Origin of the sequence: Wolbachia endosymbiont of Drosophila pseudotakahashii (assembly GCF_026015925.1) — a bacterium.
Lineage (GTDB): Bacteria > Pseudomonadota > Alphaproteobacteria > Rickettsiales > Anaplasmataceae > Wolbachia > Wolbachia pipientis.
Map to the genome: position 1 here is coordinate 777,774 of NZ_CP110359.1, position 16,847 is coordinate 794,620.

Annotated in this window: 13 protein-coding genes; 6 read left to right on the forward strand and 7 right to left on the reverse strand. The window is 36.6% G+C overall.

What is annotated here, in order from left to right:
- Nucleotides 1–24 precede the first annotated feature (24 nt).
- Nucleotides 25–3,366 (reverse strand): isoleucine--tRNA ligase, encoded by a 3,342-nt coding sequence (gene ileS / locus ONI09_RS04040; protein WP_265013755.1) that lies wholly within the window; start codon nt 3,364–3,366, stop codon nt 25–27.
- Nucleotides 3,367–3,542: 176 nt separating this feature from the next.
- Between ileS and ONI09_RS04045 the strand changes: the two genes are divergently transcribed.
- The gene (locus ONI09_RS04045) at nt 3,543–5,009 is read left to right on the forward strand and encodes a peptide MFS transporter (RefSeq protein WP_265013756.1); all 1,467 of its coding nucleotides are present in this window, start codon (nt 3,543–3,545) and stop codon (nt 5,007–5,009) included.
- Nucleotides 5,010–5,148: 139 nt separating this feature from the next.
- On the opposite strand, the gene miaB is transcribed toward ONI09_RS04045, so the two are convergent.
- From miaB to hemJ, 3 genes are read right to left on the reverse strand one after another with little or no spacing between them, the layout of a single operon-like run.
- Complete coding sequence (gene miaB / locus ONI09_RS04050; RefSeq protein ID WP_264705014.1) at nt 5,149–6,468, reverse strand: tRNA (N6-isopentenyl adenosine(37)-C2)-methylthiotransferase MiaB; 1,320 nt, start codon at nt 6,466–6,468, stop codon at nt 5,149–5,151.
- Nucleotides 6,469–6,495: 27 nt separating this feature from the next.
- Complete coding sequence (locus ONI09_RS04055; protein WP_265013757.1) at nt 6,496–6,654, reverse strand: hypothetical protein; 159 nt, start codon at nt 6,652–6,654, stop codon at nt 6,496–6,498.
- 53 nt (nt 6,655–6,707) lie between these two features.
- Nucleotides 6,708–7,136 (reverse strand): protoporphyrinogen oxidase HemJ, encoded by a 429-nt coding sequence (hemJ, locus tag ONI09_RS04060; RefSeq protein ID WP_265013758.1) that lies wholly within the window; start codon nt 7,134–7,136, stop codon nt 6,708–6,710.
- A 55-nt stretch (nt 7,137–7,191) separates the two neighbouring features.
- Here hemJ and pdhA point away from each other — a divergent pair, with 55 nt between their 5' ends.
- Together pdhA and ONI09_RS04070 are read left to right on the forward strand one after the other, a co-directional pair.
- On the forward strand, nt 7,192–8,172 hold the full coding sequence (pdhA, locus tag ONI09_RS04065; RefSeq protein WP_006279887.1) for a pyruvate dehydrogenase (acetyl-transferring) E1 component subunit alpha: 981 nt from the start codon (nt 7,192–7,194) through the stop codon (nt 8,170–8,172).
- Nucleotides 8,173–8,580: 408 nt separating this feature from the next.
- A complete protein-coding gene (locus ONI09_RS04070) occupies nt 8,581–9,504 on the forward strand; it encodes an RluA family pseudouridine synthase (RefSeq protein WP_265013759.1) in 924 nt (307 codons plus the stop codon).
- A gap of 7 nt (nt 9,505–9,511) precedes the next feature.
- Here the strand turns inward: ONI09_RS04070 and ONI09_RS04075 are convergent, their stop codons facing one another.
- Both ONI09_RS04075 and aspS read right to left on the reverse strand, forming a co-directional pair.
- A complete protein-coding gene (locus ONI09_RS04075) occupies nt 9,512–10,774 on the reverse strand; it encodes an MFS transporter (protein WP_265013760.1) in 1,263 nt (420 codons plus the stop codon).
- A 61-nt stretch (nt 10,775–10,835) separates the two neighbouring features.
- A complete protein-coding gene (gene aspS, locus ONI09_RS04080) occupies nt 10,836–12,638 on the reverse strand; it encodes an aspartate--tRNA ligase (protein WP_265013761.1) in 1,803 nt (600 codons plus the stop codon).
- Nucleotides 12,639–12,833: 195 nt separating this feature from the next.
- Between aspS and ONI09_RS04085 the strand changes: the two genes are divergently transcribed.
- Together ONI09_RS04085 and ccmA are read left to right on the forward strand one after the other, a co-directional pair.
- A complete protein-coding gene (locus ONI09_RS04085) occupies nt 12,834–13,265 on the forward strand; it encodes a hypothetical protein (RefSeq protein ID WP_265013762.1) in 432 nt (143 codons plus the stop codon).
- Between the two features lie 3 nt (nt 13,266–13,268).
- Nucleotides 13,269–13,892 carry a heme ABC exporter ATP-binding protein CcmA gene (gene ccmA, locus ONI09_RS04090; RefSeq protein WP_213862934.1) on the forward strand — a complete coding sequence of 208 codons (624 nt, stop codon included), beginning with the start codon at nt 13,269–13,271 and terminating at the stop codon, nt 13,890–13,892.
- 487 nt (nt 13,893–14,379) lie between these two features.
- Here the strand turns inward: ccmA and ONI09_RS04095 are convergent, their stop codons facing one another.
- Nucleotides 14,380–14,547, reverse strand: a complete 168-nt coding sequence (locus ONI09_RS04095) for a hypothetical protein (RefSeq protein WP_155975180.1) — start codon at nt 14,545–14,547, stop codon at nt 14,380–14,382.
- Between the two features lie 203 nt (nt 14,548–14,750).
- Between ONI09_RS04095 and ONI09_RS04100 the strand changes: the two genes are divergently transcribed.
- Nucleotides 14,751–16,046 (forward strand): Na+/H+ antiporter NhaC family protein, encoded by a 1,296-nt coding sequence (locus tag ONI09_RS04100; RefSeq protein WP_264707068.1) that lies wholly within the window; start codon nt 14,751–14,753, stop codon nt 16,044–16,046.
- Nucleotides 16,047–16,847: the final 801 nt, after the last annotated feature.

Consider the following 16,847-nt stretch of genomic DNA (forward strand, 5'->3'; position numbering starts at 1 on the left):
ATAAACAATGACAACTTTCAACTACTAATAATTTAACCTAATACCAACTATCAAATTTTGGTACTCCTTAAAATAAAAGTTAGTTCCAATTTCTGTATTAATGTCCAAAGATAAGGTAAGGGTCTGCTCTTTTATATATTCAATCCACGTATTTATTGCTTCCTTAATTTGCTCATCTTCTGTTTTGATTATTACTCTGATTCTATCGGACATATGAAAATCAGCTTGTTTCCTGGTTTCCTGAATGAGCCTCACGACATCTCTTGCAAGCCCTTCTAGAATTAATTCATCATTTAGTTCAGTATTTAGAATGACAATCCCTTTATTGTTATCAAATACAGAGGAATATTCACTGTTTGCTTTTAACAATAGTTCATATTCGCCTTTTTCTATAATATAGTTCTCTGATTCGTCTCCTAGAAATATCTGCTCATTCTCAACTTGCTTCCATTTTCCCTCCTTGACATATTGAACTAGCTTCTTGATTTTGTCTGGAATTCTTTTCCCAAGCAGTGGGAAATTTAGCTTTAACTCTAGTGATGCAATACCTTCAAGTTTGTTTACTAATTCCAAGCTTTTTACATTCACCTCATCTTTTATCATCTCCTGGTACTCATTTGAATCTGCAGCACACTGGATCCCAGTGTCAGCTACTTGGATAACAGGAGAGAACTCTGGGATGACAGAAAGCGGTTCACCTTCAAGAAAACTACAGGAAGACTGATGATAAATGATCATACTGCCAAGCGGCTGTCTGATACGTATATTAAAAGTGTTTCTGATCGAAAGTGCAGAGTTGCACACCTCTCTCACTAGATCCATCTTGGCAATGAGCTGACTATCAAACTTCTCTAATTGTGGAAAATTAGCCAAATGAACAGATGTTTCTTCATACTTAAGCCCTTGCCATATATTCTCTGTTATAAGTGGCAACAAAGGAGCTGCAGCTCTTAGTATGTAATAAAAAACCGTATATAGAACATTATAAGCATCGGTTTTATCCTGATCCAAATCACTTTTCCAAAAACGCTCGCGACTGCGACGAATATACCAATTATTTAGCACTTCAAAAAAGTTCATTAAAATTTTGCAAGCCTCTTGGGAGTTATAGCTGTTCATAGAAGCTTGGATACTTTCTATAGCTTCAAAACATTTGGAAATCATGTAGCGATCAATAGTACTTTGATAATCCTTACAAACTTCAGCTTTAATTCCATCTGCATTTGCATACATAGTAAAAAAGTGATAACTGTTCCAAATAGGTTTTATTACGTTTTTCAGAACATCTCGTATTGAATTTCCTTCTTTATCGAGTAGCAAATTACCACCACAAACAATAGATCCAGAAAGCATAAGAAAACGCAGTGCATCAGAACCGTATCTATCAAAAACCTCCATTGGATCTGCATAGTTATTCAAACGTTTGGACAATTTTTGCCCTTTTACATCCAAAACAACACCGTGGCATATGCAGTTCTTAAATGGTTCCCTATCAAACAAAGCAGTGGACAATACAAAGAGCGTATAAAACCACCCCCTGGTTTGCGCTATGTATTCAGTGATAAAATCCGCAGATTCAAACCACTCCTTATTTTCAAACGGATAGTGGATTTGCGCAAATGGCATCGAGCCAGATTCAAACCAGCAGTCAAACACGTCAGGTACACGACGCATAACTGATTTTCCTGTTGGATCATCAGGATTTGGTCTTGTTAAAGTATCGATAAATGGTCTGTGCAAGTCGTCTATTTTAACATTAAAACCTCTCTCCAGTTCTTCTATTGAACCATATACATCTACTCTTGGATATCTCGCATCGTCTGATTTCCATACAGGGATTGGCGTACCCCAGAATCGATTACGTGAAATTGACCAGTCGTGTGCCCCTTCAAGCCATTTTCCAAATTGACCATCTCTAATGTGGTTTGGTATCCAATTAACTCTCTTATTTAGCTCTACCATTCTGCTTTTAAATTTTGTAACAGCAACATACCAAGAAGGCATAGTGCGATAGATCAAAGGAGTGTCAGTTCTCCAGCAGTGTGGATAATTGTGAATATATTGTTCAGTTTTAAACCAATTCCCTTGCTCTTTTAATTTTTTTATTACTGTATCATTGGTATCAAAAACATGAACCCCTGCCAAATCTGAAATTTCAGCAGTAAATTTTCCACTGTTATCAATTGGACAAATAACTGGAATATCATGGCTTTGGCAAAGGTAAAAATCTTCCTCACCAAATCCAGGAGCAGTGTGCACAACGCCAGTACCATCTTCTTCCGTCACATAATCAGCAATAAAAACGCGAAATGCATTTTTTGTGTCTTTAAAATAGTCAAACAGTGGTTTGTAAGAAAGACCTGCAAGATCATTCGCTTTAAGTTTTATATTGCAGTTTTCATATGGAATATTGCTTTGTTCACAGTGGCTGACAAATTTCCCTAAATAACTTTCAGCGAAGATGTAAACTTCATCGTTAACTAGATCTTTTGCATTATCCCCTGTCATCCCAGTGCTTCGACACTGGGATCCAGAAATAGATTCCAGCGTCACGCGCTGGAATGACATCAAAGGGTGGACTGACACTGCACAATACTTAATATCTTTTCCTATTGCTAAAGCCAAGTTGCTCGGCAACGTCCAGGGAGTTGTAGTCCAAGCAAGTAATTTACACTTTCGTTTAACACTTTTAAATTGCTGTGGGTTTTCTAAAAGCTCAAATGCAACAGTTACAGCTTTGCTAACTTTTTCTCTATACGCGTTATCAAGCCTTGTTTCGAAATTAGATAATGGAGTTTCGCATGCCCAGCTATATGGTACAACGCGCACTGATTCATACACCAGACCCTTATCATAAAGCTGCTTGAATGCCCACATGACCGACTCCATGAATGATTTATCCATAGTCTTATAGTCATTGTGAAAATCTACCCATCTTGCTTGTCTATTGACATATTTTTCCCACTCTGATGAAAATTTCATCACAGAAGTACGGCAATGATCGTTAAATTTATCTATACCAAACTTCTCTATCTCAGTTCTACCAGATATTCCAAGTTCTTTTTCTGCACCCATCTCAGCCGGCAATCCATGGCAATCCCAGCCAAATCTACGTTCAACCCTTTTTTGAAGCATAGTTTGATATCTTGCAAATGCGTCTTTGATGAAACCAGTGAGTAAATGTCCATAATGCGGAAGTCCATTTGCAAATGGAGGCCCATCATAAAACACAAAACAATTATCCTTAGAACGTTCTCCAACTGACCGCTCAAAAACTTTATTTTCCTGCCAAAATTTTATGATTTCTTTTTCTAACGACGAAAAATCAGGACTACTTACTGTATCAGGATAATGCTTTGACTTCATGTTCGCTATGTAAAACTAAAGAATATAGGGCTTTCTGAAAAATTACAAATTCAAAAATATTTCCGTAGCTCACATCCCAGCAAACTATTCTGCCGAGCTTCTAATACCTTTTTTTAAGTTTTACTTGCAGTTTTTATTGTTTTACTTAACATTAACCCAAGCTTTAGGGGTATTTTATGGATCAGAAGACAGATAAGTTTCCACAATTTTTAAAAATGTTGTGCTTTGTTGAAATGTGGGAACGTTTCTCTTATTATGGAACGCGAGTACTTTTGGTCCTGTTTTTAACTTCTCACTTAGGTTTCACTGATGAGAGGGCCTTTACTATTTACGCATTATTTGCTGCAACAGGTTATGCTATACCAATACTTGGAGGTTTTTTAGCTGATAAGTTGATGGGATTCCGCAACATGGTATTGCTTGGAGGGATAGTGATGATAGCAGGTCATGCTTGCATGTCATTGGTTAAGTTTGAACCAGGTTTTTTATATTTAGGTTTATCTATAATAGCCATAGGTACTGGTATGTTTAAAGGAAACGCAACTAACTTACTTGGTTCATGCTATGGCAAAGACGATCCTGAACGTAGCAGAGGCTTTACTTTATTTTACGTAAGCGTGAATATTGGAGCAATATTGGCTTCTATTTCATGTGGTTATGTAGCCCACTTGTTTGGCTGGCACTACGGCTTTGGTTTAGCTGGTATTGGGATGTCTATAGGGCTAATCTTTTTTCTCAAATTTCAGAATCTTTTAGGAGATAGCGGCCTTTCTCCTTATCCAGAGCTTATGAATAAGCGCATATTAGGGATTAAAATTTTTGGTATAGTATTGATAGGAAGCTTTCTGTCATCATCAATAATTGCTAAAATGCTTATACATAGTGAATTTTTTACTAATATGCTCATATTTGTTGGAATAACAGCTCTGGGCATATTTATTTATATAATATCTAAATTATCAGCAGAACAAAGACGAAAATTAGTGGCATTATCTATTCTTGTGGTATTTTTCTTGTGTTTTTTTGCTTTAGAAATGCAGCTTGGCTCTTTGGTTAACTTATTCACCGAAAGAAACGTTATTAACAATGTATTAGGTATAACAATTCCAGCTTCAGTTTCTCAAGCCATAAATCCTTTGTCAATTATAATATTTGGCTTTCTTTTTGGAACATACATGAAGTTTAAGCAAAAATATGCAACTTCCATGTTTACCCTTGGCCTTCTGACAATGGCTATGTGTTTTTTCACACTGTACATAGGATGTTTAAACTCTAACATTGAAGGTAAAGTAGAATACTTATATTTAATAGTTGCTATCTCCTTTATGGGACTGGGAGAATTATGTATTGCTCCATTAGTCCAAGAACAAGCAACTACACTAGCCCCCAAAAACCTTAGAGGAGTAGTGATGGGTATAGTAATGCTATCATTAGCGTTTTCTAACCTAGCCGGAGTTGCAATATCAAAATTTATGTCAGTTCCTTCAGTGAATGGTAAAATAAATTATTTAGAATCTTTAGAAATATATAAAGAGGGTTTTTTAAAGGTGGGAATATTTAATTTAATGCTCGTTATTGTATTTTTATTCTTCTTCAATTTTATACATAAAGTTGTTACTAACTCATCTTGTACAAAAAATTGATATAGGTAAGCTCAAATTTGTAGGTTTAAGGTACCCGTTCATCAGAGGTAGCAATTAAACTTTGTAACTTTTGAAAAAGATTATGATTGCATTTTTTCAATACTCTTTGCTTAAGATTTATATTTAACGCTGCTTAAAATCAGTGAAATGCACACCCCAGCAAACTACTCTGCCGAGCTTCCAACACTTTCACATTTACTATTTTGTCCCTGTATTTATCTTCAGAATCATCAATGCACACTGATTGCATATATGGGCTTTTACCAATAATTTGGTTTTGGTGTTTACCTTTTTTATCGCTAAATAGAACAGGTATAGTTTTACCTACCATACTCTGGTTAAACTCAAGTTGTTGCTTACTAATTAATTTCTGTAAACGAAGAAGGCGCTCTGTTTTAACCTCTTCTGGTACTTGATCTTTTCTTTCCGCTCCCGGTGTGCCTGGTCTTGGGCTGTATTTAAAACTATAAGCCTGAGCATATCTAACTTTTTCTACTAATTTCATAGTTTCTTCAAAATCTTTTTCGGTTTCTCCAGGAAAACCAACAATAAAATCAGAAGAAAATTCGATTTCAGGTTTCAATTTGCGAAATCTGTCTATTATTTCCAAATACTCCTCTGCAGTGTGTTTCCTGTTCATCGCGTGCAATATTTTATTCGAACCAGACTGCACAGGCAGGTGAACAAACGGCATGAGCTTTGGCTCTTCCGCATGTGCCAAGTAGAGAGATTCATGCATATCTCTTGGATGAGAAGTTGTATAACGAATCCTCTCTAGCTTTTCAATTTTAGCAATATGACTAATTAATTTTCCTAAATCCCACACTTCCCCTTCGCACTCCCCATGGTAAGCATTGACGTTCTGACCAAGCAAATTGATCTCATTTGCCCCATTTGCAACTAATTTCAATGCTTCACGAAATATTTCATTCATTGGCCGTGAATACTCAGCTCCACGAGTATAGGGCACTACACAAAACGTACAAAATTTATCACAACCCTCTTGTATGGCAAGAAACGCAGAAGACCCCTGGCTATTGCCATAGCATTCATCTGGCAATTTATCAAACTTTGCAACTTCAGGAAAATCAGTGTTTATTACATGACCTTTACTTCTGCTTGCTTTGACTATCAGCTCCGGTAAGGTAGCGATACTCTGCGAACCAACAACAATATCAACAAAAGGAGCCCTTCTGAACACTTCTTCTCCCTCTGCTTGCGCTACACACCCAGCCACCACTATAGTCATTTCTTTTCGTAACGAATGAATCTTCCCAAGCTCTGAGTAAAGTTTTTCTGCTGCCTTCTCTCTAATGTGACAAGTATTCAGTATCACTAAATCGGCTTTCCCTGCATCACTAACAACGTTGAACCCCAAAGGTTTAATTACATTTTCCATTAAAACGGAGTCATAAACGTTCATCTGACAGCCGTAAGTTTTAATATATAGGCCTTTCATATTTGGTATGTCTTTTTCAAAATTTCTTCACCCTACACGTAAATGTCTAACAGACCAGCGCGTGACGCTAATGAACTTGCTAGCACAATAGATTTTGACAAAATTATACGAAAAACTGGATCCCAGTGTCAAGCACTGGGATGACAAGAAAGGGAGCACTGGAATTTTTATTTCAGTATTGTACATTAGCCATGCATCTGAACAGATACGAGCTTTCTGCTTTTTTTGGGTAAGGTCAGTCAAAAAGGTTTTACAACAACCATAATAACTATAACTATTATCAATACTGTAACTGCTTCATTTAAAACGCGAAAATAAATATGTGACTTCTTATTCGAACCCATTGCAAAATTTTTCCTATATTTTGCAAGTAGCATATGAATAATTAACATCAAAAGTATTGCAAATGCTTTTACATGAAACCATCCTTCACGATATGCTTCCCTAATAACCATTAGTGTAATTCCAAGACCAAGTGAGAAAAGCATTGCAGGGTTTATGATATATCTAAGTAGCCTCTTTTCCATTGTTTGAAGCAAGCTATCATTTTGCGATCCCGGTTTTACAGTTGCATGGTAGACATAAAGCCTGGGTAAATAAAGCATACCTGCCATCCACATGATAACAGAGATAACATGAAAAGCCTCAAGCCAGTGGTAATAGTTCATTAGCAAAAATTTAAAATTCCTGGTATTGTGTTAGTTTAATGAAAAAGAAATCGATATGAAAGCAGAAAATTTCACTAAAGAACAGATAATTGGATTCTACAGAAAAATGCTACTCATACGCAGATTTGAGGAAAAAGCAGGACAATTATATGGGATGGGATTAATAGGCGGGTTCTGTCACCTATCAATAGGACAAGAAGCAGTTGCAGTTGGAACTCAAGCTGCATCAAAATTAGGTGACGCTTTTATCACAAGTTATAGAGACCATGGCTTAATGCTCGCATGTGATTCTGATCCAAATGTTGTAATGGCAGAGCTTACCGGCAAAGAAACAGGATGCTCGAAAGGTAAAGGTGGTTCGATGCACGTATTTGACGTTGAAAAAAAATTCTTCGGCGGGCATGGAATAGTGGGAGCACAAGTTCCAATTGGCACAGGAATAGCATTTGCTAATAAATATAAGAAAAAAGATAATGTGGTATTTACATATTTTGGCGACGGTGCTGCAAATCAAGGACAAGTATATGAATCGTTTAATATGGCATCTTTGTGGGAGTTGCCTGTGGTTTACATCATAGAAAATAATGAATACGCAATGGGAACCTCCGTGCAAAGATCAACTTTAGTAACAGAGTTATATAAAAGAGGAGAAAGTTTTGGTATTCCTGGAAAACAAGTTGATGGAATGGATTTTTTCTCTGTTTATGAGGCTACAAGCGAAGCAGCGGAACACACACGCAGCGGAAAAGGGCCTATCCTGCTTGAAATGAAGACATATCGATATCGCGGTCACTCAATGTCAGATCCTGCTACTTATCGCTTAAAAGAAGAAGTTGAAGATATGAAGCAAAATCATGACCCCATAAGCACTTTAAAGAAATACATGACAGATAATAAAATGGCTTCAGAAGAAGAGTGCAAAGTAATTGATAAGGAAATACGTGATTTAGTAAAAAAGTCGGAAGATTTTGCCAAAAATAGTAAAGAACCAAGCGTTGATGAGCTGTATACTGATGTTTATAAATTTGTTAGCTAATTTTTTTATCCAGAACTGTACAAACATTGTATAGTAAACGATGTCATCCAAATAGCTCCTTCTCCCGTCATCCAAGTGCCCTCCTTTTTTTGTCATCCCAGTGCTCTGACTACTTGGATCCAGCTGAGTTGGTGAGTATAAAAGTATAGCTAACGCAAGCTCTACGTCATGCCGCCGCGAACCGTCATACCGCGATTCATTCGCGGTATCTCTAGATCCCGCTAACAAGCAACGGGATGACGGTTGTCAGGCTAGCTGTCATCTCAGTAGTCTCCTTCTCCTGTCATCCGAGTAGCTGACACTGGTTCCTTTATGACGGCAGTAGCCCCTTCGGTGTCATTCCAGTGCTTGACACTGGAATGACACCAATAATTGACATTTCACTAGATATTCATTATAAATAATGGAATGCTACAAAGTATAAAAACCATATTAATAGAAGACGATAACGTTAGGCTGGATAGGTACATCAGAAGAATCTTTCCTGATCTAAAGCAATCTGTAATTGAAAAATCTTTAAGGAAAGGATTAATCAAAGTTGATGATTGCAAAGCAAAGTCCAGTGATAGAGTAAATTCTGGGCAAACTATAACGCTGAAGCACTTGAATTATATTGAAAACGCTAATTCTGATCGCAAATATAATGAAAAGTTAGTGAATCTACTAAGAGAGAACATATTATATGAAGACGAATATATACTAGCTATAAACAAACCCGCAGGGGTCATCGTTCAAGGTGGCGTAAAAGTAAAGATTAGCATGAGTGATTTGCTTGACCAAATAAGAGAGGGAGAAACATTTAAAATTGTCCATAGGCTAGATAGAGATACGAGTGGAGTGATAATATTCGCACGCAACGCTAATGTTGCCAGATACCTTATGGAAGAATTTAAAGGACGAAGAGTAAAAAAAACTTATTTAGCATTAACTTCTGGCATACCGAGCAAGGATAGTGGAACAATAGACTATCCATTGGTGAAAAAATATGTTTCAGGTCAAGAAAAAGTGGTCGTTGATGAAAATTCACCTCAGAATGCCACTACGCATTTTTCAATTATAGCAAAATCCAAACACAATGTTGCTTATTTAAAATTACAACCAATTACCGGCAGAACCCATCAGTTACGTGCACATTTAGCTCATATAAATTGCCCTATTCTTGGTGACGGTAAATATGGTGGTAAAAAAGCTTTTATTGATGGGATAGCAAATAAAATTCACCTTCATTCGCATTCTTTATCTTTAAAACTGCCAAACAATAAAGAAATCACTATCACCGCTCCTACCACTAAACACATCGAAAAATCCATTGAAGCGCTATTTTTCGACTGAAACGATTTCACCAATCAACTTTTCTGTCTTTGGCTTTAATTTGAAGCACAGATATTAGGCTAATTAATGCGCAGGCAGTAAGATAAATGCCTGCTGCAAGTTTTGTTTCGGTTTTTTCTATAAGCCACATGCATATGTATGGAGAAAGGCCACCAAAAATTCCTGCAGATATATTATTTGCTAAGCTTACGCCAGTGCATCTTACTTTTGTTGGAAACAGTTCACAAATAACAGAGCCATATATTCCAAAAGATGCACCTACTGGTATAGTAATCAATAAGTAAGTTATTATTACGACATAGTGGTTAACGGAAGATAATAATGGTAATACACATGTACCAATCAGAGATAGCATAATCAGTACAGGAATCATTACGCGTTTTCTTCCAACTTTATCAGATAAAATTGCAAAAAGTACCGCAGATGCTGCAAATACAACCTGTATTACTATCCTCATTAAATCTTTAACACTAATAGATAAAATAACTAGCTCTTTTATTGATATATTATAAAACATTATTGCTGCGTAGACAATTGCATTCTGAGCAATTCCCAGATTGATTGAAATAATAAGCGGTCTTTTATAGTTTCTTACTAGTTCTAACAATGGTGAATGTGCTAAATTATTAGCGTACTTATTAGTTTTATATGCTAAGCTTTCTTTTAATATGTACCTAGTTAAAAAACCTATTGTCCCCAAAAAAAAGCAAAAATAAAAAAGCAACTTCCATCCCCATATTTCATAGTTCTCACCTGTAACTCTTTTGCAGATAAATATCATTGTTATGCATAAGAGCGTTCCAAGGGCTCCGCTAAAGGGCTTCATACTTCCTAAGAAACCTAGATTTTTTTTATCTTTTGAATGCTCTATCGTAAATGCTGTATTAATGCTTGTTTCACCTCCTGCAGTTATTCCTTGCACTATTCTACAAAACACAAGCAATACAGGTGAAAGCAACCCTATTTCTTTATACCCAGGTATAATTCCCATAATTGTGGATGATATTGAAATTAATATTACTGAAGTAAGTAAAGTCTTTCTTCTGCCATACTTATCTCCCATATAACCAAAAATTACTGCACCAATTGGTCTAAACGCAAAACCAATTGCAAAAACACCAAGGAATTTGAGTGTACTCAAATAATGATCTTCTGATGGGAAAAAAACGTTGATGATTGTATCTGTTAATACTCCAAAAAGAGTGAGTTCATACCACACAATCATGTTACAGATCATGCTCGATAGTATTGCTTTTTGGATATTATTCATGGTCTTTCAATTTAACATAACCTAATATATCATTAACCGGTGCTCCTTGCTATAAAATTTTTCATTCAATAACCTTCAAGGATAATTCACGTAAATGCTTATCCTCCACCTTGGAAGGAGCACCCATTAGAACATCTTCACCTTGCTGGTTCATAGGAAAACAGATTACTTCACGAATATTTGGCTCATCAGCAAGCAGCATAACTATTCTATCAACTCCTGGTGCTATTCCACCATGAGGAGGAACACCAAATCTGAATGCACGTACAAGTGCACCGAATCTTGTATCAACTTCTCCCCGGCTATAACCTGCAATGGCAAAAGCTTTATACATGATATCCAGTTTGTTATTACGAATCGCCCCGCTTGACAGTTCTATTCCATTGCAAACAAGATCATATTGGTAAGCAAGGATATCCAGTGGATTTTTGTCCTCTAAATCTTTCAGACCACCGTGTGGCATGGAGAATGGGTTATGAAAGAAATCTATTTTTTTACTTTTATCGTCATATACAAAATATGGAAAATCAATGATCCAACAAAACTTGAAGATATTATCATCTATAAGACTGAGTTCTGACCCTAAAAGAGTGCGTACTTTTCCTGCAATGTTTGCCGCCTCATTCTCTTTGTCAGAAGCAAAAAATACACTATCTCCTGGCTCTATGTTTGTTGCTTCTCTTATGTGGTTTAGCCTATTTTCATCAAGAAATTTAGCAATTGGGCCTTTCGCAGTTCCATCTTTATCAAACGTTATATATCCGAGACCCTTAGCACCGAATTCTTTTTGCGCATGTTCTATCTTTTTATCAAAGAAGCTGCGTGGTTCCTCTGCTGTTTTAGGTGCAGGGATGGCTCTCACTACCATACCACGCTCAATATTGCTTTTGAAAATATTGAACCCTGAATCACGAAAAATTTCTGTAACATCGCTGATTAATAGTGGATTACGCAAATCTGGCTTGTCAGAACCATACTTAAGCATTGCCTCTTTGTATGTAATGCGTGGAAAATCTTTATCGACAGACTTGCGAGAAAATTTGGCGAACACTTTATATAAAGCAGATTCAATAACGTCAAATATGTCCTCTTGAGTCACAAAAGACATTTCAAGGTCTAGCTGGTAAAATTCCCCAGGAGAGCGGTCAGCCCTTGCATCTTCATCACGAAAACACGGTGCGATTTGGAAATATTTATCAAACCCTGAGACCATGAGCAACTGTTTGAAAATCTGCGGAGCTTGTGGCAATGCATAGAACTTGCCAGGATTTAGCCTGCTTGGCACTAGGTAGTCGCGTGCTCCTTCAGGAGAGGAAGCAGTGAGTATTGGAGTTTGAATCTCTAAAAATCCTCGCTCTATCATGAGCTTGCGGAGCTCTGCAATAATTTGTGAGCGCAAAATAATATTGTTGCGGACTTTTTCACGTCTTAAGTCAAGAAATCGATATTTAAATCTCATGTTTTCTGGGTATTCTTGCTCGCCAGTAATGCTTGCCAATATACTTCTTTCTTCTTTTGCTATTTCTTCATCAAAGTGGAACTCAACTTCCGACTCAACGCGCAAATTGTTGACTATCACCTCGATTTCTCCGGTAGAAATAGAGCTGTTTACCGTATCTTCAGTCCTAGCTTCAACTATTCCTGTAACAGTAATTACACTCTCCAATTTTAAATTTGATATCTCATCAAAAAAGTCTTTGTCATTATTCAATACTAGTTGAGTGATTCCATAGAAGTCTCTTAAATCAACAAAGATTAGGTTACCGTGATCGCGCTTACGGTATAACCATCCAGATAGGGTAACTTCCTTTCCTACATCATTCTTCCTTAATTCATTGCACGCGTGAGTCTTGTAGCAGTTCATATTTGTTTCACTTCTAAATTCTTTAAAAAGTATAGAAATAAACCTTACTACATACAAGCCCATTCTCAGATATTTGCACAATTTTCGAAATAGAGCAGTACTGCTTTTATATTGTCTTTACCCGCAAAAAAATTGCACAATTTCTATAATTATGGTACAATAGTAAGGGTATTTTTAATGAATTAGATACAGGAAATGCCACTTACACAGATCATATTATATAGCGTAACATTACTTGCTGTAGCTGCAGTATTTCTCTTTTTGAGAAAAATATACAAAAATCGCATTAGAAAAATCATATTTCCTAGAAAAGTTTTTAAAGAAGAGTGGGAAGAAGACAGAAAATTCAATGAATTATATCAAAAAAATAAGCAAAAAGAGTTGATGAAACAACAAGAAATGCTACGCGAGAAACAAAAAGATGTGCAAGTTTATAAAGAAGATCCAGAAATAGTTGACATAGCAAAACCGGTAGGTAAATGGACAAAGATGGTTATGATGGGTAATGGTTTAATGCAGCGTTTTGCACAATTGATATATAGAGAAGGCGGACAGAAAGGATTTTGGGAGCTGTTTGTAAAAGCTCAGGCTTCAACTCAAGGTAAACATAAGGGGAAGGGCAGATAATCCATGCTTGAATGTGAAAATTTATCCTGCGCTCGTAATAATAAGGTACTATTTAAGAATCTCAGTTTTAAAGCTGAGCTAAAATCAAAGATTCTAATCACTGGTCCAAATGGTAGTGGTAAAACCAGCTTAATTAGAAGTTTATCTGGACTTTTACCGCCGGTATCAGGCAATATAAGGCACTGCGGAAAAGATATATATGATGATCCAAAATCCTATATACCTTCTATGGTCTATATAGGCCATAAGAATGCCTGTAAAGATAGCTTAACTGTTGCTCAAAACGTAGAATTCTGGGCAGGAATACGAAATACTAGAGAATTGATTGTGGCAGCTATTTGTTGCTTGCAGTTGCAACCTGTACTTAATATTAGATATGGCGAACTTTCTGCAGGCTGGAAAAGGAGAGTTGCGCTTGCTCGCCTCTTGATTTCTAATGCAAACGTTTGGCTGATAGATGAACCATTTTGTAATCTTGATAGTGCAACGTGTGAATTAGTGCTGAACTTAATCTCAATACGCTCTGAGCAAAATGGTATAGTAATTATTACAGGGCATAGCTCTACAGAGCAATTGTGTGATTTTACAACGATTGATATACGCGATTTCAATAGACTTCTTGCATAGTTTTTGGCAGCACGTTAACAACCATTAGAAACGAAAGGACTTCCTTGACACCCTTCGCCAGTCCCCTTATCATGAAACTGAAGCTATTTATTTATCTTCAGTCTGTGCAGATAGAACGACAAAAAAACTTAGTATATCTGGTGTGTCATGTTTAATTTTTTGCACTATGTGCACCTTATGTCTTTATAAAACTTCTAGCTATACAAGCTGAAACGCGCTGTTCAAGACATCACCCAACGTCAAATTTTAAAATAGAGAGTGAATAACTAGCACGGGTTTTCTTTGCCTTTTTTCATTTGGTAAATTTCTTAAATATTTATGGCTAAACGACAACCGTCATCCCGCTGCTTGTTAGCGGGATCTAGAGATACCGCGAATGAATCGCGGTATGACGGTTAATTATTCTGCGGCGGTATGACGTAGAGCTCGCGTTAGCTATACTTTTATACTCACCAACTCAGTATCCAATCTGGATCCAAGTAGTCAGCTACTTGGATGACAACCTGTTGAGGCTGCGCTTACACATTCCACTTTCTATGCTCACCAAACAAATTTGCTTACTCGCAGCAAAATTTTCTGGATCCAAGTAGTCAGCTACTCGGATGACATCTTTGTGTTTGAGGCAAAACCAGCTATAACATTTCTTCGCAAACAAATGTTCGTACAGTTGTGCGCGTGATGCTGGAATCTAGACAACAATTAGATCCTATTGTGAAGCAATAAGCTACATGTGCTATTTATTTAGTAGATTAAATATGAAGTTTAAAACTCTGCTATTGACTTCCTGTAGAACTAGTGAAAACCAAACTTGCTTAAAACCACTTAATTAGTTATAGTTATAAGTTTAGGTACAGTAAAATGACAGCTTTTGTCCCCTTGATTATTTTTTTAATCTTGTATCTTGGAAGTGGTGCTTATTTTTCTTTTATCGGAACTGATAATCCACTTCATCAGGTTTCACCAGTAATCTGCTTATTACCAGCACTATTTTTTGCTGTCTCACGTGGTACAAATAAAATTCAGCATAACATCGATACTGTTATCAAGGGCATGGGTGACAAAAACACCCTTACTATGTGTTTAATTTTTTTATTTTCTGGAGCATTTTCTGCGGTGACTCAATCAATCGGTAGCGCAGACACTGTTGCTAATTTAATTCTTAATTTCCTTCCAGCAAGATTACTGCTGCCTGGAGTATTTTTGGCTTCTGCTTTTATTTCAACTGCAATTGGCACATCTATGGGAGTTGTTGCGCTGATGGTACCTATAGCTGTTAATCTGGCAAAAAGTGGAGCTTTTGGTCTCGAAATAGGAACTGCAACTGTAGTAGGTGGTGCCGTGTTTGGCGATAACCTTTCGATGATATCTGATACCACCATTGCATCTGTTTCTTCACAGGAAGCTTCAGCAAAAGATAAACTTAAAATGAACTCTAAAGTTGCACTTATTGCCAGCATTATAACACTCATCTACCTAGCAGTTGCCTCAAATAGTACAAAAATTATTTCTATATCAAATTTAGATTATTATTCTATAATAAAAATTATTCCTTACATTTCTTTAATAATCATGGGGCTGTTTGAAGTCGCCACTTTAGTAACAATAACTATAAACATAATTATTGCTGGTGTGCTAGGAATAACTTTTTTTGACTATGCTATCATTCAATTTCCTCATGACGTGTATGACGGTTTCAAAAAAGTAAACGAAATAGTGATATTTGCTCTATTTATCGGTGGATTGAGCCATATAATGTACAAGCAAGGTCAAAAAGCGTTGCATAAACTCATCGATGAAAGCAATATCACAAAAACTAAAGCTGAATTTGTGATAGCAGGAATTGCGTCTATGTTTACTACCTTAGTTGCCAATAATACCATTGCTATTTTACTAAGTGGTGGCATTGCAAAAAGGCTTGCACAAAAACACAGTATTGCGCCACATCGCAGCGCATACTTATTAGATGTTTTTGCTTGTGCTACAAAAGGTATCTTACCTTATGGTTCCCAACTATTGCTAGCAGGTAGCATCGCCTCTGTATCACCTATTTCTTTATTAACACAGGTATATTATTGCTTTATTCTAGCGGCAGTTACAATAGGCGAAATAATCATCAACAGCAGAAAAGAGAAACATTGTGCGGCTGCAACTTAGAGTTTCTCTTTTTTTACCCATAAGGAACGGAATTACTTGACACCCTTCGCCAACCCCCTTATCATGAAACTGAAGCTATTTATCTTCGCAACCTGTGCAGGTTAATGACAAAAAACTTAGGGTATTTGGCGTCTCATGTTTAATTTTTCGCACTACGTGCATCGCATGTCTTTAAAAATTTCTGGGTTTTTACCTATATAAGCCGAAACGCGCTTACAAAGCGTTTAAGACAGCAAAAAACGTCAAATTGACAAGGGAGAATTTGAATGCTAGCTACTACGGGGTTTCTTTGCCTTTTTTCCTACTTAGTAAATTTCTTAAACACTTGCGGTGTAGGTTAGTTGCAAGTTAAAAGCAGCTAAATCGCTCTTAATCAAGCGTTTTAGAATAAAAAAAAAGCCGATATTTTAGTACATAGTAAATAGCCAACCACCATGGGGCTTCTTTTGCCTTTTTTTTATTTGGTAAATTTCTTAAACATTTATAGTTGCAATTTAAGAGCCCGTAAAGGGTGTCATTCCAGTGCCCCTGTGATGTATTCCAGTGCTTGACACTGGAATACAGTTTTCCATATAATCTCATCGAAAATGTTGTAACCACTTTCCATGCTAGTTTGCTTGTTCACAAGCAAACTTTTCTGGATCCCAGTGTCTAGGCACTGGGATGACAAGAGAAGGTACTAGCCTGACACCCTGACAACCGTCATCCCGCTGCTTGTTAGCGGGATCTATGCTAATGCCCTTTTATTCTTTCAATTATGTTATTTCCATTTAAATCTGTCTATTCCGCAACTTCAGTGAA